A 16423-nucleotide genomic window follows, 5' to 3' on the forward strand; every position below is an offset into this window, starting at 1 on the left:
ACATTAACAGGCATATTTCCGCCCGGGACTGCATACGCTGCGCAGCGACGTGTCGGATTATTTAGAGGAAAAATCCAGGAATTGATGAAACCCGTTTCCTACAGGGAGGCGGGTTTTGTTATGTCGATCTTTGTCGAATTGCATCTCTTGCCGTCTAAAGTCCTAGTCCACTATTCTGGAAGAAAAAGGGGGTGAGGTAGCTATGGCAAGAAGACGCAAATCAGATGCAGGCGCGGCAGGACTCGGACTATTGTTAATTGGTGGAGTCATATATCTCATCGTAAAGTATTGGGTCGGGATTGTCTTGTTAATTATAACTGGCACTCTAGGGTACCTGAGTTATAAAAAAGGTTTTGGGACTAAGGAAGGGAAATGGGCGGTCAGAGGTGCGACGTTTTTCGCCCTGGCCTTTCTTGGCTGGCTTGTTTCTGACGAGCCGGCAGGCTCGGTACCGGTCAACACAACGGCTGTCAGCCAAACGGTCACACCAACGCAGGAGACTGCTAAGACGGAAACGGTTTCGTCGGCCAGCACTAATGCTGTCCAATCTGCGACTAGTGCAGTAGTAGCCACATCTGCACCGACAACTGCAGCACCCACTCAGCAGTCGGAGGTTGTGCCCGCGCGGATCCAGGCAAAAGTTACCGAGGTAGTCGACGGCGACACCTTCAAAGTTACCATCAACGGCAAAGAGGAAACGGTGCGAATGCTCTTGATCGACACACCGGAGACGAAACACCCGGACAAACCGGTGCAGCCATTCGGTCCCGAGGCAAGCAAGTTTACGAAGGAACTACTTACGGAAAAGAGCGTTGAACTGGAGAAAGACGTTTCCGAGCGGGACAAGTATGGCCGGCTGTTGGCCTACGTCTACGTCAACGACCAGTCGGTGCAGGAAAAGCTGCTAGAGAAGGGATTGGCCCGGGTAGCAGTGTACCCGCCGAACGTAAAGAACGTAGACAAATACCGCGATATTCAGGCGAAAGCTCAAAAAGCTGGCGTCGGTATCTGGGCGATCGAAAACTACACGCAAGAAGATGGTTTCCATGAGGAAGTCGTGAAGAAAAATGGTCCGGGGCCGGGTAAAAGCACAACGACGACCCAAGTACAGACACAAAAGCGGAAACCGGAGCCCACACAACAACCACAAATTGAGCAAACGGTTGAGCAGATAAGGAACGATGTTTTCTATGCGAACTGTAGTGAAGCAAGAGCGGCAGGGGCTGCGCCATTGTATCGAGGTGATCCGGGATATCGACAGAAGCTCGACCGAGACAATGACGGTATAGCTTGTGAATAATGAAGAGCCCGTATTTATCTGAGCGGGGCAGTTAGCAAAATACTACATAATGGAGAAAATTGATATGTCTATTCGAAAGTATTTAAGCGAATTTGGGCTTAATATGATTAATGAATGGATTTTTGTATTACAACAAGATCAATTAGACACGATTAAAGAATTTCCTCATTCATTTCATATTTACATGATTGCAAGGCGACCGAGAATAACACTTGATCCCGATGTGATGATATTCACTGAAGAACATGTCGAGGGGCAGTTCAAGATACAAAAGGGAAATAGTTTTGACTTGTTTAAGTTTAATGTCCCCAACCATTTGGGTGCAAATGTAAGGCTTGAATGCCCTTATCCTCATACAGAATATAAGATCTATAATGACCAGGGTAATTTAGTTTCGGCAGGAAATGCAGCTGCACTAATGACAAAATTTGCGTATGAAAATACGACTGAACATGAAGCACTGGACCTAGAGGTTTTGTATATCGGTCAAGCGTATGGCGATTCTGGAGAACGAACAGCACCTGATAGACTTGTAAATCATTCAACTCTTCAGGAAATATATGCTGATACTTTAAGAAAAACTCCGGATCAAGATATTTGGATACTTCTTTGTAGTTTCGAGAGGATGTTAATGACAAGTTTTGATGGAACAGCTTCCATATATGGAACCACTGATGAAGAAGACCTTGATCACATAACTACGGTATTGAAAAATCCAATAACTATGCAGCAAGAAATCAATTTTACTGAAGCTGGGCTAATTCGGTATTTTCAACCTGAATACAATGACAAGTTCAAATATAATTTTCCAAACCCTGCACACTCGACCTACTCACAATGCTACGAATTGGATTTAAACGCCTTGTCAATTGAATTAAATACCGAAGAATTGATGTCAAGATTATGGTCTCCAAACATTTCAAGAGATTGGATTCATCTCATAGAGTATCCCCTACATTCAAAAGAACAACGAAAATATATGTTTGATTTTTTTGGTTGATGGCTCCCCCCTCATAGTTATCTGTGAGGGGGGGATCTCGCTAAATAAGAATGGGGTCTTGAAAGAATTTATCTCTCTAGTATTTTAAGATACTCTTTAACCATCGGCATGTACCTATTTGAAGGTCGAAATTCGTCCTTTTCCCATCCCAGAATCATACGGGCACTTAACCCAAAAATCTGGGCGAACCCAGCTTTAGTATATCCATGATACAGTCGTGCTTTTTTGATTCGCTGGCCAAGTGTATGTTCCGGAAGGTTCTCGAAACAACCGAGGTAAGCGATTGACACCCCCAATGCCTCAGACAACTTTCTGAGGTTAGGCGGGCTTACTGTTGTCTTGTTCTGTTCGGCCAGACGAAGAGACACTACACTAAGACCGGTTGTGGTAGCAAGATCGACCAGCATCATGTTTTTCTCTAAACGAGCACGTCTGATTCGCCCTCCAGGCGTATCATCTTCCGGAATTGCGGGAGACAGTGAAGTTTCCTTGTGTATCGAAATTCCCAAGTTGTTATCTTCACGCTTGCCCCTGCGGGTTTTACGGTTCCCGCGATCAGCGCGAATGCACCTGTACGCCGCAGCAGATCCAAAAGTATCGCTCGAAATTGTCCGGCCCGCTGCTTGACCGGATCGACCTGCATCTGGAAGTCCCCCGAGTGCCGGTAAGTCTGCTGCAGGAGCGGCCGCGAGCGGAGACGTCCGAAGAGATCCGCTGCAGAGTAGAAGCGGCGAGGGCCATTCAATGCGAGCGTTACCGGCACCGCCCCGGCGCTCCTTTCAACAGCGCGATGAACGGAGAGGAGCTGCGCCGGTATGCCGGCCTGAACAGAGAGGGGCAGAAGCTGCTGCAGCTCGCTTTTGAAACGCTCGGCCTGAGCGCCCGCGCCTACAACCGGATCGTCAAGGTGGCCCGCACCATCGCCGACCTGGCGGGAGCGGAGCAGATAGAGGCCGCCCATGTGGCGGAAGCGATCCGATATCGCGCATTGGATCGCGGGGTGCTGGGATGAGGAGTGTATCGATTTAGCCGGTAGAGGATACATAGCAGGGTATGGTCATGATAGATATTTGGGGGAACAGCCTACCGACCATGAGAAAGAGTGTGAGAGGAGCAACGATCGCCACACGAATACCGGCTGGACTGGACAAGTAGTAGCCGGTTACGCAAGTGAATTGTTTGCGGAGCAAATGTTGTCTACACACGTGACGTTCTTCCACGATGCGTGGGGAAAAGATTAGCTCATAATGTAAAGAAGCACATAAACAGTAATGTCGCCTTTTCGTAAGCAGAGGCGCATTCGGCGCGGTCGAGGTGGTGCCGCTCGTCCTGATTGGATTCGAGGCCTGTGAAAATTTGCGGAACAGCAAAGTAGTACGCGCGTTCCGCCGAATTTTTGCACCAGCCGCTGCTGCAAAATCTTGTCTGGAGTCGTGCAGCGGGTGACACGATTTTTGCCGCGGGCGTGGTTGGTATTGCCATGTTCGTGATCGGTTTGGCAACGGGCCGTTCGTGTGAGAAATCGTCCGCCGCGACAGCCATGTGCAGCCTGATCAAGAGATGGCGTGAGGCTTTTGCCAGGTCTGATGCATACACTCACCCTCGCGTAATGTAAATAAACGATACTGCCATTGGTAATAGTAAGTGTGATTCGTCATCCGGATTGAAATTGACTGGCAGGAGTTGGGGAGAATGAAAGTATACCCACTGTCATTCGAGGAATCCTTTATCCAGCCGGTGCTGGATAATGGTGTGTCCAAAGTCGTGAAGTTCTCGTTTCCAAAAGGAAAGGTATTACAGAAGCACAAGACGACCAGCGATATCCTGGTATTTGTGCTGCAGGGAAAAATCCGATTTGTCGCCCATGAAGAAGTGGAACTGGCTCAAGCCAGCATGATCTCCCTCGACAAGCAGGTGGAGCATGCCATCGAAGCATTGGAAGACAGTGTGGTTGTGCTTGTGCTGACACCCAGCCCGGCAGCTCATTCCGTGTTTAAACCGTAACGAAAGCGTTTCAGGCCCGTTGTTAGCGTTCTTCCCGTTCGGATCGGCGGGCCAGCCAACGTTGCAGCACGATGGCCTGGTTGTGGACGGAATCTTTTGCGGAATAGACCAGTGTGACGTTTTGTTCAGCGGTCATGCTGCAAATTCGGTCGGCCAGTTCGTTGCGGAGTGGATCTCCTTCCAGTTCCCGTTCGTAGCGAGCGCTGAATTCGTCAAACCGCTCCGGTTGGTGGCCGAACCACTTGCAAAGTTCGGTGCTCGGGGCAATCTCTTTCATCCACTCGTTGACCGCAGCCCGCTCTTTGGAAATGCCGCGCGGCCAAAGCCGGTCAACCAGAATGCGGACGCCGTCTTCAGGGGAGGGCGCGTCGTAAATGCGCTTCACCAAAATCTGATGCATCATAGGACAATCAGCCTTCTTTCGCAACATGCAGTGATTTGACTGCGGCCATTATATCACTCCGGAGCGAGGAAATGAACCAAGGCCCGATTTACAATACCGTCATGGTGAATCAGTGAGGTGGTGACCGTGAGAGAGCAAAAGCGTTCAGCCCTTCCTCCGCATCTGAATATGTTACCGGTAACATTCACCTTTTTTGCCGCTGGAGCCTTGTTTTTTCTCGCGGCTCTTCTGTTTGGCTTGGGGAACATGCCCCATTTGGTAACAACAGCGGCTTTGCATTCTACCGAGGGGATCTTGTGGGCGCATATGCTGTTGCTCGGCTGGGCGACGATGATTGCGATGGGAGCCAGCTACCAGGTGACACAGGTGCTGTTGAGAACTTCCACCTATAGCCGGAACCTCGCTTGGCTCCATCTGATCGCTTACGTGACAGGCGTTATTCTCCTCTTGGTCGGCTTTTGGAACTGGAACCGCATCGGAATTGTCAGCGGCGGGGGGCTCATCGTGCTGGGCGTGGCGGTCTACACCTTCAACCTGGGAGCCACTTACGCTCGCGGCAAGCTGTGGACGCCGGTCACCGTTGGAGCTATCCTGAGCCTTCTTGACCTGGGTGTGACCGTTGTGCTCGGTACGACCCTGGGCATCGCCGCCTGGACGGGTTGGTCTCCGACACGATACGAGTTACTGTTTTATACGCATATGTGGTTCGGTCTGGCTGGCTGGTTGGGAGGTCTGATTGCAAGCTACAGCTTGAAGCTGCTTCCCATGTTTTATGTATCAAGGAAGACGGGGACGAAGTTGAACTACGCGATCGTCATCCTGTTCCAGGCGGGAGTATGGCTCGGGGGTGCAGGATGGTGGTCAGATTACCGGATGTTTTCGAGCGCCGGACTGCTGCTTGTTGTCGCGGCACTCGGAATGCTTGTCTGGTTCGTTCGCGATGTTCGGCAACAAAGCAGTGGCAAGCAGCCGATCGGCGCGGTAATAGTGGCCGATGTACTGTTAACCATTACGTTTCTGGTTGCGTTGGTATGGGTAATCCTGCACGGATGGCATGGTGGCGCTGCCCGTTCCTACACGGTCGTTTCCACCCTGATTCTGTATGTGGTCCTTGGTTGGTTTTCCGCTTCCATCCTTGCGTACTTGTCCAAAATCATCCCGTTTTTATGGTGGGCTCACCGGTTTCGGACCAAAGAGCAGAAAAAGGGCGCCGTCCTGTTGGCAGAAATGGTCCGGCACGACAGGTTGACGTTGGAGCTGTGGGTCTTTCTCTTAGGATTGGGCCTGTTTATCATCGGGAATATGGGCATTCATTCTGCTGTTGCGACGGTCGGCTTGCTGATCATGGTGATCGGAGTCGTGATCTATCTGGCGGAGCTGTCAAGGGTATTTCGCCATTAACGTTGCCCATCGAGGTGGTGCTTCGCGTTAATTATCCTCTTTCCATCGTTTCAGCGCATCCCTGTCCAAAATGATGATTTCCGAACGGTGCGTATCAAGAATGCGTTGCTTTTTCAGTTGGTTTAACAGCCGGTTTACGGTTTCTCTGGTTGTTCCGATCGTATTGGCCAATTCCTGATTGGTCATCGGCAATTCGATGTGAATACGAGATCCTTTTACCTCTCCGTGTTTGTCAGCCAATTGCAACAAAAAGAAAATGATCCGGTCGTGCACGTCGTGGCCGGTAAACTGTTGAAGTTTTTGTTGAAGTTCGCGAATCTTGGCGCCCATGACATCGATGACTTTGATCGCAATGGACGGCATCGCCAAGATGAGCTGCTCAAACGCGCGGACGGGGATGGCCAAAACGTGAGTGTCCACGAGGGCTTCCGTCGTTGCCGGATAAGGCGATTGATTAAAGAAACCGGTATGGGGAAACATATCGCCAGTCTGCAAGAGCGACACGATCTGCTCATGCCCCTCCTCGTCGGTTTTGTATGCTTTGACCAGTCCGTCCTGAATGAAAAAGACCGCTTCTTTTTCGCTACCTTCCATAAAGATGATCGTTTTTTTCCGGATCAGGCGATGGATGGTGATCTGTTCGACGCGGTCCAGTTCCTGCGGGTTCAAATCCCGGAACAAAGGGACCTGCTGCAACATGTTCCGATTTCCCATAAAATAGATCCTTTCCGCTGGTTTTTATTTTGATGATATCAGATCAGAGCGGTCACTTGTAGCGAATACGAGAATGGCACCAGTCCCGTCCGGCGATCGATGCCCGACCAGCAATGCGAACAAAGAACAATGAGACATCCCTTAAAGCCAGGGGAGGGAACCCTGCTTTAGGGGATGTCTTGTTTAATCGTGTGTGTGCTTACGTTTTTTGCAGATTGTCATCCGCGTACGGCAATGGTTGATCCGTAAGCGACCATCCGGTCTTGAGTCCCAGGATGAACCAACCGAGCGCCAGCGCACCGACGGAGAAAATGGTATCACCGATGACGCGCAGCCAGACAAAGATGTGGATGATGTTCTGCGTCATGAACTCAGCAGAGCGGGCGTACCACATCCCATGCTGGACGCTTGCCCAGGTTTGCATCAGCCCGATGGGTAGCAAGCTCAATACCACCATCAACGCCAAACCGATGTTGATGGACCAAGTGTGGTCTCCTTTTGGCAAAATCCCAAAACACACGTTTTATTCTAACCAAATCGCGAGTGACACCCGTCTTCATGTTGATTATCGCCATGCAGTTGGCTGCCGCGATGCTGTTGAGCGCTGGATGCCAGGAACGGTGAAGCTGAAGATGACAGGAGATTGGAGCGTACCGTCACGATGACGCAAAAGCGAAAAAATGAACGGATTCGTGAAAAGGATCCATCTGGCCAAACAGACCCCCTTCATGATGCATGTAAATGACCATCAGTTTGCCGTCATTGGTCTTACGGACCCTTCCGTGATTGGGCTGAAGGTGGAAAACACCGTCCCCGAAACCGAGGACGGTGCTGCCATGTAAAGCTTTGCTCAACAGAAGCCGAGCCGCTCTTTCGCTTCCTCCGACATCATCTCGGGCGACCATGGCGGATCCCAGACGACATCCACCCTGACGGAGCGAATGCCCGGTTGGCGTTCCAGCAACCGTTCCACTCCCCCCGCGATGGTGTCGTGCATCGGACAGCCCGGGGTCGTCAGCGTCATGCGAACATAGACGTCCCCATCTTCGTTTTGGATCTCGTACACCAGCCCGAGATCGACGATATTGATGCCCAGTTCGGGGTCGTACACCTGTCTCAACAGCTCGCGAATCTCCGCCGTATCCATTCCAATCACCTCCTGTGTCCTGCCGGGTGATCTGCAAATCCTTTCCGATTAACTAACGGGTAAACACCCATCCGATCAAGCACGCGTAAAAGAGCGAGGACAGGGACAGCGCTGCGCCGCTCCAATGTATCAACACCGCGTCGTCCATCCCCAACCCGATGATCAGCATAACCAGACTTGCCGCGGTTAGAGCGAGCCCATAAGCGACGTAACGGTCTTCCAGCAAGTCGGCCATCGCTGGGATCTTTTCTTTGCCGACGCGAGGCCCGTACTTGTGTGTCCACCAAAGGAAGGGGATGATCTTCGACAAATACCCGAGAATGGTCAGAGCGACCCAGCCCCACAGATAAGCCCAACCGAAGATCACGACAGACCGTTCATCCGTGGACCGTTCGGGAGCGAACAGGGTGTATGCGAGCGCGGCGGTACAGACAACGGCCAGTGCACGCGTGCTGTAGACGGCCGCCAGCACGCCTGCGCCAGGACTTTTTTTGTGGCGCGCTTTGCGGATCTGGGTCGTGTGCACGTTGTAGGCGTACACCGCCAGGGTCAACAAACCGACGGCAGCTCCGACAGCAGGAAAGGGTGCGTCTGTCAGGAATGCGGCGGCTCCCGCAAGGACGGTGGCGTTCCACAACCCAAAAACGACGTATGCCATCCGGTTGGACACACCGTGGGCCAAGTAGAACATCGGCAGCATTTTGTGGCTGAAGCCGGTGATCAACAACCCGAACCATCCGATGGTCCCCAGCCACATATGGGTGTAAAACAGCCGTTCATGCCACTCCGGCCACAACCGGAATGCGAAATTGAACCCCATGAAAAGCCCGGCGAGTCCTGTCAGCACGAGGAACAAAATGGAGCCGGCGGTACTGAGCGTGATCGGGTTCCATTGGCCCGCCCGGATCAACGTCACCCCGATGTTTACGGCAAACAAGACGATGCCAATCCAGGCCAGAGCGGCAAACACGGCGATCCATTGCACACGTCCGGCGGAAAACCCGGCCAGCAAACCGACGGTTCCGACGGTATACAGCGCGTAGTGCACGTAACCCAGCTTCCGGCTGAACACGTCCTTTTGAAGCACCACGTTGAGAAGCTGATACACCGCGCCCATGGCGATCATCGTCGCCCACCCGAGTACGAGCAAATGAACATGAAACCATCCCACCGGAATGCGGGGCGGGTGCGCGATCCAGACGGCCGCCTGCGCGAGTGTTGAAAGAGAAAACAGGGCAAAACAGGCCAGCCCCGTGGCAATGAACAGAAAAGGAAGGAGAAACATCGAGGTCCCACCCTTACGTCTTTTGGATTGTAACCCGCGCCGATCCGTCCGGCTGTTCCTCCACTGTATAGGGATATCCCAGTGCCCTCAGCTCCTCAATCAGAAAGACAGGTACCCGGTCGTTGTGTATGACGACCCGGTCGCCAGTCCGGCAACCCTCCAGGGCCTTCAGGGTTCGAATCATCGGCTGCGGCGGTTCCAGTCCCCGGTTGTTCAGTTCAATCGTCTGCGGCGCCTCCGGCGAAGCAGTGGAGGGAGCTTCGCCCAAGCGGTTCTCGTCGTCCGGTTCGCTTCCTTCCAATTCGCCTTTGCGGGCCCTGGGAACAAACGTCACTTTCCAGTGATCATTCGCCAGCCGCTCGGTTTTATAGGCAAACCCTTTCGCTTTCATCAGGCCGAGCAGCGGAACGGGCTTGAAGGTGGTGTGCAACACAAACGTATCATCCGGACCAAGCGTCTTGACCGTTTCCATGATCAGTTGGAACGGTTCCAGTTTTTTGCGAAGGTGGGGTCGAACGTCCAATTCCACGATTTGCGGAGAGTCTCCCATTGGCATCATCTCCTTTTGGAAGTGTGGCCGATCCTACGCGGAACGCAGTGCTGCCTTTGCCTGTTCGTACAGCGCTGCCATCCCGCCGTAAAGCGTGTAGAAAAACGAATCCGGCGCATCGAGCGAGAATGAGAGATACTGTTTGGGATCGACGCCCAGCATGTGTTCAAACAGAGCTGAGCTGTCGTAGGCGTAAAAACAGAAGTGGACGAAGTGAAACTCCGGCATTTTCTCGTAGATGGTCGTGATGTCTTTGGCGTAGCGCTCCACATTCCGCTCGGCCTCGCGAATCATGGCGAGGGCGTCTTCGAGGTCCACCGCGATCCGGAGCGTCTTTTCGTCTACAACGGTAACCGTCGCCATGGCAAAGGCCTCCCTTACTTTTTCGCGATTTTGACCTGGAATAGGTCGGGGCCTTCCTCGAGGTACTCCCAGGTGAACCCTCCAGGATGCATCGATTCAAACTGGAACCGCAGCGGAATCGGATTGTGGTCGTTGATCAAAAGCAGGGCTTCTCCGGGCTTCAATCGTTCAAACGTCTCAAAGATCACCTTGTGTTTCAGATGCGGCGGGTATTCCGGCACCCGGATGGTGGCGACAAATTCGTTCATCATGATCTCCTCCTTGGGATAATTGGGGGGATATCTTTATTGTAAGCAGTTTGATCGTTTTCCATTGTGATACGCATCATAGTTGCAAAAACAGAAGGGAGAGGAGTGCCGCTTCCACCAACTGCAAAGATGGATTGTGGAAGGAACGCTTCAGCCGGGGGAAAAGCTGATGGATGCGGAGATCGCGGAGGAGTTGGGGATGATTGAGGATACGTAGCAGGGTATGGCCATGATACATGTATAGGCAACAAGCAGGCTGACTAGAGAAAGAGTGGGGAGAGGCTCCATTCGATAGAAGCCTGCTTTTATTATGGGATCGTACTCCCTTCGATACCATGCTGCTTGACAGCTACTTGTCGACGGGCAGGGACACCTCATGCCGACCAATCCGCTGACTCGCGCAAGATAACAGGTAGATCATGCTTACTTGACAAAAAGAAAGGAACGGTTTATTATACCCATACGGGTATATGTATATCAAAATGATCACAAAGGGGGGACATGTGTAAGGCAAAAAGAGACGGATGGGATCAGATCATCGGGAGTGTCGTGCTGGTGGTCTTCTGAGCTGCGTGGTGCGGACCTTGTCCGCATGATGGTTCCGATTTTGGATCATTTGGTTCAAGAAGTCGGCAAACATTGTAATCATGCAAATGAGAGGGGGTTTTATGGAACTGGATCTCGGGTGGATCATCACCTTATTCGCGATCGGCTTTGTCGGTTCCGTGATTTCCGGAATGGTCGGGATCGGCGGTTCCATCGTGAAATATCCGTTGCTGCTGTATATTCCCCCGCTGCTTGGGTTCGCGGCCCTTAGCGCGCAAGAGGTTTCCGCGGTCAGTGCGGTCCAGGTGTTTTTTTCCACACTGGCCGGAATGTTTGCTTACCGCAAAGGCGGGTTTATCAATAAGAAACTGGTTCTCGCCATGGGCATTCCCATCATAGCGGGGAGTTTTATCGGCGGCTTCGGCTCAAAATATTTACCCGATTCCGCGATTAACCTGACGTATGCTGTGATGGCGCTTGTTGCGGCGGTCATGATGTTTTTGCCCAAAAAAGAGGCGGTCAGAAGCGATTATTCCGACATTCGCTTCAACACAACCGTTGCGGTCATTGCCGCGGCAACGGTGGGCCTCCTGTCAGGAATCGTCGGTGCGGCTGGCGCTTTCATCACGGTTCCGATCATGCTGGTCGTATTGAAGATTCCGACCCGTGTGGCCATCGCCTCGTCATTGGCGATCACGTTCATTTCCTCAATCGGTACCACGGTCGGGAAAGTGATGGGCGGCCACATGCTGCTGATTCCGTCCCTGGTGATGGTTGCGGCGAGTATTGTTGCTTCGCCGATGGGCGCTTATCTCGGCCAAAAAATGAACGTGAAGGTACTGCAATGGATCCTCGCTGCGCTCATCACGGCAACGGTCATCAAGATTTGGCTGGATATATTGTGACCACTGTACCCTGTGTGAGGAGTATCTGCCGTCCACGGATAAAAAGGGTTGCCAGTATAAACGGCGGCGTGATCGAATACGGAAAATCTACATGCGATCGTAGGGGGTAATGTTGTGAGAAGAGAAATTCACACGGATCATGTGCTTGAATGTGAACAATTGTCATGTCCGATGCCGGTGGTAAAAACCAAGAAAGCCATGGAAGAAATAATGCCGGGGGAAGTTCTCGAAGTGCGGGCGACCGATAAGGGCTCTGTCGCGGATTTGCAGAACTGGGCCAGACGCACCGGCCATCAATATATCGGTCTTATCGAAGAGAACGGGGTTTTCCGCCATTTCTTGAGAAAAGCCTCACTCAACGAAACGAAAGCGGAAGTGAATTTTCCTCACACCATGAGCAACGAGGAATTACATCACAAACTGGCTTCCGGCGAAAGCATCATCGTGTTGGATGTGCGCGAACCTGCAGAATATGCCTTCGAGCACATTCCCGGCGCCATATCCGTACCTTTGGGACAACTGGAGGAAAAAATCCCTCAGTTGGACCCGGGGAAAGAGTATGCCGTGATTTGCCGTACGGGAAGCCGCAGCGACATGGCCTGCCAAATTCTTGCCGAGCACTGTTTTTCCAACGTGAAAAATGTGCTGCCGGGCATGTCTCAGTGGCAGGGAGCCACAGAAAGCGACGAATGAGAAACTTCGAAGAACGTAATGGAACACACAAAAGAGGACTTCGTCGGCGGCAGGGAATTTGGCGGTGCGGCGACATTTTGGAATATGCCTTTGTCGTCCAAGTAACATTGAACTTCTAACAGGAAAGGAGATTACGAATGGAACAAGTTCGATCGATTACGGCGGAAGAGCTTCATCGCAAAATGAGTTCCGGTGAAGATCTCGTGATTCTCGACGTGAGGAATGAAACGGATTACAACGATTGGAAAATTGAAGGCAAGAATCTGAGAACCATGAACATTCCGTATTTCCACTTTCTGGAGGAGGATGTGCAGGTGTATGCGGGACTGCCGAAGGATGCGGAAATCGTCATTGTTTGCGCAAAAGGCGGAGCATCCCATTATGTAGCGGAAATGTTGATGGAAAAAGGATACAATACCTGCTCGTTACAAGGCGGGATGCTTGCCTGGAGCCAGTTTTACCATCCCACCATCGTATATATGGACGATCAGTTGAAATTGATTCAAATCAACAGGTTGGCGAAAGGCTGTCTGTCTTATGCGGTTATTTCCGATGGAAAAGGCATGATCATCGATCCGAACAAAGAGATTGATGTGTACATCGAACTGGCCAAAACACACCAATTTGAGATCGAACATGTGGTGGATTCCCACATGCATGCCGATCATATCACCGGCGGTCCGCGGCTTGCCAAACAAGTCGGCGCGACATATTACATTTCTTCCGAAGAGGCGAAGGGGACGAATTTGAAGTTTGAACCGCTGGATCGTTACGACCGGATCAAGGTCGGCGATGTTCATGTGGAAGTGTTGTCGATCCCCACGCCGGGCCATACGCCGGGTTCCACCTCTTTCCTCATCGACAACCGGTTTTTGCTGTCCGGGGATACCATCTTTGTCGGCGGTTTGGGAAGACCCGATCTCGGGGGCAAGGCGAAAGAATGGGCTGAGGATTTGTATCACACTGTGTTTTTCAAGCTGAAAGATCTCCCGGATGATTGCCTGGTTTTGCCGGCGCATTACGCCGATATTCAGGAAATCAACGACCGCGGCGTTGTCGGGGAGCTGCTTGGCAAGATTCGCGAAAATAACGAGATTATGCGCAACGTAGACAAAGCATCGTTTACGGAACAAGTGGCCAGCGCAGCTTCCATGGAGAAGCCCCCCAATTTTGAGGAAATCGTGGCCATCAACCGGGGCGAACTGCAGGTCGATCAGGAAAGGGCAATTGAGCTGGAAATCGGTCCCAATCGCTGCGCAGTACACCATCACGGTTAAAAAAAGGAGGAGGACTACGCATGGCGGACGTATTTGTCGACGCAAAGGGCCTGGCTTGCCCGCTGCCGATTGTGAAAGCAAAGAAAGCCATCGATACGCTGCAGTCAGGTCAAATCATGGAGGTGCGCACAACCGACAAAGGCTCCATGAACGACTTCTCAGCGTGGATCAGACAGTCCAACCATGAATTGATCGAAGCAACAGAAGACAACGGTGTGTTTATCTTTATCGTGAAGAAAAAATAGGATGTGCGGAAGATTCCATTGCAGTCGATTCAAGGTCATGCGCCAAGTATGACTGATTTTACTCGCAAAAAATATACCCATACTCGTATATGTAAGGGGTGATTGTATGAGCCAAAAAGAAAAAACCACCATTATCCTGTTCAGCGGTGATCTGGACAAGGCGATCGCCGCCTTTATCATCGCGAACGGAGCGGCTGCATATGGTCATGAAGTGACGATCTTTTTCACCTTCTGGGGGTTGAATACGCTTCGCAAAGATCAGCCTGTTTCGGTTAGGAAAGGGTTTCTCGAGAAAATGTTTGGCAAAATGATGCCGCGCGGAGCGAATAAACTGGGACTTTCCAAAATGAATTTTGCCGGAATCGGTCCGAGATTGATCAAACATGTCATGAAGAAGCACAATGCATTGAGCCTGCCGCAATTGATAGAGCTTGCCCGGGAACAGGGAGTCAAGCTGGTCGCGTGCACGATGACCATGGATTTGCTGGGACTCGCAAAAGAAGAACTGATCGACGGGATCGATTATGCCGGTGTTGCAACCTATTTGGGGGATGCTGCAGAAGCGAAGGTGAACTTGTTTATCTAAGCCTGGTTCCCCGGATATAGGGTATAATATACCTATACACGTATAGTGAATAGGGGGAGATTCCGTACCGATGAAATATGACGAGGATGTGAAAAGAAGGCTGCGCCGCGTGGAAGGACAAGTCCGCGGGGTGCTGAAAATGATGGAGGAAGAGAAAACCTGCAAGGATGTGGTAAGTCAGCTTTCGGCTGTCCGCAACGCGGTTGACAAGGCCATTGCTTACATCGTGGCGGTCAATCTTGAACGGTGCATCTTGGAAGAGAAGGAGGCTGGCAACGATACCAGCAAATTGGTTCAGGAAGCTGTTGCATTATTGATCAAAAGCAGGTAGGGGAAGTAACCTGCGCAGGTGGTCCTAGACAGAGAGGGACAAAAGCTGCTGCAGCTCGCCTTTGGAACGTTCGGCCTGAACGTCAGGAATCGGCGGGCTTGTCGAAGGCGTTGTTGCGATGTCCGACAAACCCGCCTCGTTCCTTATGACGTTGACGACAAATGAGAGCATGCCCAGTATATTCAGCAGGCATGTCCCTGTATTGCATGCTCAGAACGATGAGATTACTTTGTGACTATTCTGAACGCTTAGCGTCTGCTGTGGATGACTCCGTTCCTTCATCGATACAACTTCATTTTCCGTACATACTGTGAGACCTGTTCAAGTCCAGCTTGCAGAACGTCTGTACTGCAAGCATAACCAATACGAACATGTCCTTCCATATCAAAGCACGCACCAGGTGTCAAAAAGGCACCAGTATGAGCAAGCAGATCTGTACAAAACGTCACAGAAGGGACTGGAAAATCATATTTCAACATCGCTGTCGTTCCCGCGCGCGGTTTGACATAGGAAAAGGATTGTTCGTGTTTCACCCATTCATCCAGGAGGGCAAGGTTGTCCCGCAAAATTTTTCGACTTCTGCTTACAATCTTGTCGTAGTTCTTCAGGGCATGGACAGCCAGTACATCGTCCAACATCCCGCAGCTGATCGTTGTGTAGTCCCGGTGCTTCATACATTCCGCAATGACGTCTTGAGGAGCGGCAATCCAACCAAAACGGAGACCTGCAAGCGAGAGTACTTTTGAAACACTGGACGTGCTGATTCCCTTCTCATATAGATCAGCAATTGAAGGAACGTCGGCCTCAGCATCCTGGAGTAAGTCCTGATAGACTTCATCACAAAGTACATAAGCTCCACACGATCGTGCAATCTCCACAATTTGTTCCAGGATATCCCGTTCCATTAAGGCACCAGTTGGGTTATTCGGATTATTAATACAAATCATTTTCGTGTTCGGTCGAATCAGAGACTTCAGCTCGTCAAGATCGGGGAGAAAATGATGTTCAGGGCGCAGCTCCAAAAGGTCTACTGTCGCTCCAAATGATCGAGGAACTTCATAAAGCTGCTGATAGGTCGGATGCACCGCAATAACGTGATCGCCAGGTTCGATAAGAGAGTAATACACTAAAAAGTTGGCGCCGCTTGCCCCATTCATGACGAGAACTTGATGAGGCTCAATGGTTTCGTACAAGTTCGCAACCAGCTGCCTGAACTCGGGAGAACCCTCAATATGACCATAGGTTAGCTTCAGCGGATAGAGGGAGCGAAAAAATTCATCAGGATTTGTACCATCTATCGTAATAAGTTCCTTCAACGTGAGGGAGTCCACACATGTTTCCGCCATATTAATGGTTGCGTTCTTTTCATGGGCATTCATCCATTCTTCTACCAGGAAAGCCTTCATTTTCATGGTTCATATCCTC

At 51.2% G+C, this 16423-nt stretch carries 23 protein-coding genes and 2 pseudogenes; 14 read left to right on the plus strand and 11 right to left on the minus strand.

The features are described 5' to 3' along the window. Positions 1 to 202 precede the first annotated feature (202 nt). Together KDN35_RS16325 and KDN35_RS16330 are read left to right on the plus strand one after the other, a co-directional pair. Positions 203 to 1300 (plus strand): thermonuclease family protein, encoded by a 1098-nt coding sequence (locus tag KDN35_RS16325; RefSeq protein ID WP_212133288.1) that lies wholly within the window; start codon positions 203 to 205, stop codon positions 1298 to 1300. Positions 1301 to 1364: 64 nt separating this feature from the next. After that, positions 1365 to 2300 (plus strand): hypothetical protein, encoded by a 936-nt coding sequence (locus KDN35_RS16330; RefSeq protein ID WP_212133289.1) that lies wholly within the window; start codon positions 1365 to 1367, stop codon positions 2298 to 2300. Between the two features lie 68 nt (positions 2301 to 2368). Here the strand turns inward: KDN35_RS16330 and KDN35_RS16335 are convergent, their stop codons facing one another. Further along, entirely contained in the window at positions 2369 to 2809 is a 441-nt protein-coding gene (locus KDN35_RS16335) for a helix-turn-helix domain-containing protein (RefSeq protein WP_249179159.1), read from the minus strand. Between KDN35_RS16335 and KDN35_RS19985 the strand changes: the two are divergent. After that, a pseudogene (locus KDN35_RS19985) lies at positions 2779 to 2904 on the plus strand (hypothetical protein); the annotation flags it as partial. The gene KDN35_RS16335 and the pseudogene KDN35_RS19985 sit on opposite strands and share 31 nt — an antisense overlap. A gap of 3 nt (positions 2905 to 2907) precedes the next feature. After that, positions 2908 to 3312, plus strand: a complete 405-nt coding sequence (locus KDN35_RS16340) for a magnesium chelatase subunit ChlI family protein (RefSeq protein ID WP_249179165.1) — start codon at positions 2908 to 2910, stop codon at positions 3310 to 3312. 230 nt (positions 3313 to 3542) lie between these two features. On the opposite strand, the gene KDN35_RS16345 is transcribed toward KDN35_RS16340, so the two are convergent. After that, the gene (locus tag KDN35_RS16345; RefSeq protein ID WP_212133292.1) at positions 3543 to 3842 is read right to left on the minus strand and encodes a hypothetical protein; all 300 of its coding nucleotides are present in this window, start codon (positions 3840 to 3842) and stop codon (positions 3543 to 3545) included. Positions 3843 to 3992: 150 nt separating this feature from the next. Here KDN35_RS16345 and KDN35_RS16350 point away from each other — a divergent pair, with 150 nt between their 5' ends. Continuing rightward, positions 3993 to 4304 (plus strand): cupin domain-containing protein, encoded by a 312-nt coding sequence (locus KDN35_RS16350; protein WP_212133293.1) that lies wholly within the window; start codon positions 3993 to 3995, stop codon positions 4302 to 4304. 22 nt (positions 4305 to 4326) lie between these two features. Here the strand turns inward: KDN35_RS16350 and KDN35_RS16355 are convergent, their stop codons facing one another. Next, on the minus strand, positions 4327 to 4704 hold the full coding sequence (locus KDN35_RS16355) for a DUF488 domain-containing protein (protein ID WP_212133294.1): 378 nt from the start codon (positions 4702 to 4704) through the stop codon (positions 4327 to 4329). Between the two features lie 297 nt (positions 4705 to 5001). Between KDN35_RS16355 and KDN35_RS16360 the strand changes: the two genes are divergently transcribed. Beyond that, positions 5002 to 6108, plus strand: coding sequence for a hypothetical protein (locus KDN35_RS16360; protein ID WP_212133295.1), 1107 nt, complete (start codon positions 5002 to 5004; stop codon positions 6106 to 6108). A 27-nt stretch (positions 6109 to 6135) separates the two neighbouring features. Here KDN35_RS16360 and KDN35_RS16365 read toward each other — a convergent pair whose 3' ends face one another. Continuing rightward, on the minus strand, positions 6136 to 6807 hold the full coding sequence (locus KDN35_RS16365) for a Crp/Fnr family transcriptional regulator (protein WP_249179160.1): 672 nt from the start codon (positions 6805 to 6807) through the stop codon (positions 6136 to 6138). A gap of 214 nt (positions 6808 to 7021) precedes the next feature. Then, positions 7022 to 7189: a hypothetical protein gene (locus KDN35_RS19990; RefSeq protein WP_249179161.1), complete on the minus strand. Its 168-nt coding sequence runs from the start codon at positions 7187 to 7189 to the stop codon at positions 7022 to 7024. Here KDN35_RS19990 and KDN35_RS16375 point away from each other — a divergent pair. After that, positions 7188 to 7487 carry a hypothetical protein gene (locus KDN35_RS16375; RefSeq protein WP_212133328.1) on the plus strand — a complete coding sequence of 100 codons (300 nt, stop codon included), beginning with the start codon at positions 7188 to 7190 and terminating at the stop codon, positions 7485 to 7487. The two genes, KDN35_RS19990 and KDN35_RS16375, sit on opposite strands and share 2 nt — an antisense overlap. Positions 7488 to 7672: 185 nt before the next feature. Here the strand turns inward: KDN35_RS16375 and KDN35_RS16380 are convergent, their stop codons facing one another. The 5 genes from KDN35_RS16380 to KDN35_RS16400 are packed head-to-tail and all read right to left on the minus strand — an operon-like array spanning position 7673 to position 10415. Next, positions 7673 to 7969 carry a metal-sulfur cluster assembly factor gene (locus KDN35_RS16380; protein ID WP_171566975.1) on the minus strand — a complete coding sequence of 99 codons (297 nt, stop codon included), beginning with the start codon at positions 7967 to 7969 and terminating at the stop codon, positions 7673 to 7675. A gap of 52 nt (positions 7970 to 8021) precedes the next feature. Continuing rightward, positions 8022 to 9254, minus strand: a complete 1233-nt coding sequence (locus KDN35_RS16385; protein ID WP_212133297.1) for a hypothetical protein — start codon at positions 9252 to 9254, stop codon at positions 8022 to 8024. A gap of 13 nt (positions 9255 to 9267) precedes the next feature. Further along, on the minus strand, positions 9268 to 9804 hold the full coding sequence (locus tag KDN35_RS16390) for a DUF2249 domain-containing protein (RefSeq protein WP_311837934.1): 537 nt from the start codon (positions 9802 to 9804) through the stop codon (positions 9268 to 9270). Positions 9805 to 9837: 33 nt separating this feature from the next. After that, a complete protein-coding gene (locus tag KDN35_RS16395) occupies positions 9838 to 10167 on the minus strand; it encodes a hypothetical protein (RefSeq protein ID WP_171566978.1) in 330 nt (109 codons plus the stop codon). Positions 10168 to 10181: 14 nt separating this feature from the next. After that, positions 10182 to 10415 (minus strand): DUF2249 domain-containing protein, encoded by a 234-nt coding sequence (locus KDN35_RS16400; protein WP_171567021.1) that lies wholly within the window; start codon positions 10413 to 10415, stop codon positions 10182 to 10184. 82 nt (positions 10416 to 10497) lie between these two features. Between KDN35_RS16400 and KDN35_RS16405 the strand changes: the two are divergent. The 7 genes and pseudogenes from KDN35_RS16405 to KDN35_RS16435 form a co-directional block, all read left to right on the plus strand. Continuing rightward, positions 10498 to 10617, plus strand: a pseudogene (locus KDN35_RS16405) (GntR family transcriptional regulator); the annotation flags it as partial. 466 nt (positions 10618 to 11083) lie between these two features. After that, positions 11084 to 11866 (plus strand): sulfite exporter TauE/SafE family protein, encoded by a 783-nt coding sequence (locus KDN35_RS16410; protein ID WP_171566980.1) that lies wholly within the window; start codon positions 11084 to 11086, stop codon positions 11864 to 11866. A 114-nt stretch (positions 11867 to 11980) separates the two neighbouring features. Beyond that, positions 11981 to 12559 carry a sulfurtransferase TusA family protein gene (locus KDN35_RS16415; protein WP_171566981.1) on the plus strand — a complete coding sequence of 193 codons (579 nt, stop codon included), beginning with the start codon at positions 11981 to 11983 and terminating at the stop codon, positions 12557 to 12559. 137 nt (positions 12560 to 12696) lie between these two features. Further along, positions 12697 to 13836: an MBL fold metallo-hydrolase gene (locus KDN35_RS16420; RefSeq protein WP_212133299.1), complete on the plus strand. Its 1140-nt coding sequence runs from the start codon at positions 12697 to 12699 to the stop codon at positions 13834 to 13836. Positions 13837 to 13856: 20 nt separating this feature from the next. Next, positions 13857 to 14081, plus strand: coding sequence for a sulfurtransferase TusA family protein (locus tag KDN35_RS16425; RefSeq protein ID WP_212133300.1), 225 nt, complete (start codon positions 13857 to 13859; stop codon positions 14079 to 14081). Positions 14082 to 14187: 106 nt separating this feature from the next. Further along, positions 14188 to 14667, plus strand: coding sequence for a DsrE/DsrF/DrsH-like family protein (locus tag KDN35_RS16430; protein WP_171566986.1), 480 nt, complete (start codon positions 14188 to 14190; stop codon positions 14665 to 14667). 70 nt (positions 14668 to 14737) lie between these two features. Beyond that, a complete protein-coding gene (locus tag KDN35_RS16435; protein ID WP_171566988.1) occupies positions 14738 to 14998 on the plus strand; it encodes a metal-sensitive transcriptional regulator in 261 nt (86 codons plus the stop codon). A gap of 278 nt (positions 14999 to 15276) precedes the next feature. Here KDN35_RS16435 and KDN35_RS16440 read toward each other — a convergent pair whose 3' ends face one another. Further along, positions 15277 to 16410 (minus strand): aminotransferase, encoded by a 1134-nt coding sequence (locus KDN35_RS16440; RefSeq protein WP_171566990.1) that lies wholly within the window; start codon positions 16408 to 16410, stop codon positions 15277 to 15279. Positions 16411 to 16423: the final 13 nt, after the last annotated feature.

Origin of the sequence: Brevibacillus sp. NL20B1 (assembly GCF_018195675.1) — a bacterium.
GTDB lineage: Bacteria > Bacillota > Bacilli > Brevibacillales > Brevibacillaceae > Brevibacillus > Brevibacillus aydinogluensis.

What these genes read in the sequence shown, in the direction of transcription:
- KDN35_RS16325 (WP_212133288.1), top strand. Translation starts at nt 203, where the DNA reads ATGGCAAGAAGACGCAAATCAGATGCAGGCGCGGCAGGACTCGGACTA.
- KDN35_RS16330 (WP_212133289.1), top strand. Translation starts at nt 1,365, where the DNA reads ATGTCTATTCGAAAGTATTTAAGCGAATTTGGGCTTAATATGATTAAT.
- KDN35_RS16345 (WP_212133292.1), bottom strand. Translation starts at nt 3,842, where the DNA reads ATGGCTGTCGCGGCGGACGATTTCTCACACGAACGGCCCGTTGCCAAA.
- KDN35_RS16350 (WP_212133293.1), top strand. Translation starts at nt 3,993, where the DNA reads ATGAAAGTATACCCACTGTCATTCGAGGAATCCTTTATCCAGCCGGTG.
- KDN35_RS16355 (WP_212133294.1), bottom strand. Translation starts at nt 4,704, where the DNA reads ATGCATCAGATTTTGGTGAAGCGCATTTACGACGCGCCCTCCCCTGAA.
- KDN35_RS16365 (WP_249179160.1), bottom strand. Translation starts at nt 6,807, where the DNA reads ATGTTGCAGCAGGTCCCTTTGTTCCGGGATTTGAACCCGCAGGAACTG.
- KDN35_RS16375 (WP_212133328.1), top strand. Translation starts at nt 7,188, where the DNA reads ATGAACTCAGCAGAGCGGGCGTACCACATCCCATGCTGGACGCTTGCC.
- KDN35_RS19990 (WP_249179161.1), bottom strand. Translation starts at nt 7,189, where the DNA reads ATGACGCAGAACATCATCCACATCTTTGTCTGGCTGCGCGTCATCGGT.
- KDN35_RS16380 (WP_171566975.1), bottom strand. Translation starts at nt 7,969, where the DNA reads ATGGATACGGCGGAGATTCGCGAGCTGTTGAGACAGGTGTACGACCCC.
- KDN35_RS16385 (WP_212133297.1), bottom strand. Translation starts at nt 9,254, where the DNA reads ATGTTTCTCCTTCCTTTTCTGTTCATTGCCACGGGGCTGGCCTGTTTT.
- KDN35_RS16390 (WP_311837934.1), bottom strand. Translation starts at nt 9,804, where the DNA reads ATGGGAGACTCTCCGCAAATCGTGGAATTGGACGTTCGACCCCACCTT.
- KDN35_RS16395 (WP_171566978.1), bottom strand. Translation starts at nt 10,167, where the DNA reads ATGGCGACGGTTACCGTTGTAGACGAAAAGACGCTCCGGATCGCGGTG.
- KDN35_RS16400 (WP_171567021.1), bottom strand. Translation starts at nt 10,415, where the DNA reads ATGAACGAATTTGTCGCCACCATCCGGGTGCCGGAATACCCGCCGCAT.
- KDN35_RS16410 (WP_171566980.1), top strand. Translation starts at nt 11,084, where the DNA reads ATGGAACTGGATCTCGGGTGGATCATCACCTTATTCGCGATCGGCTTT.
- KDN35_RS16420 (WP_212133299.1), top strand. Translation starts at nt 12,697, where the DNA reads ATGGAACAAGTTCGATCGATTACGGCGGAAGAGCTTCATCGCAAAATG.
- KDN35_RS16425 (WP_212133300.1), top strand. Translation starts at nt 13,857, where the DNA reads ATGGCGGACGTATTTGTCGACGCAAAGGGCCTGGCTTGCCCGCTGCCG.
- KDN35_RS16430 (WP_171566986.1), top strand. Translation starts at nt 14,188, where the DNA reads ATGAGCCAAAAAGAAAAAACCACCATTATCCTGTTCAGCGGTGATCTG.
- KDN35_RS16435 (WP_171566988.1), top strand. Translation starts at nt 14,738, where the DNA reads ATGAAATATGACGAGGATGTGAAAAGAAGGCTGCGCCGCGTGGAAGGA.
- KDN35_RS16440 (WP_171566990.1), bottom strand. Translation starts at nt 16,410, where the DNA reads ATGAAAATGAAGGCTTTCCTGGTAGAAGAATGGATGAATGCCCATGAA.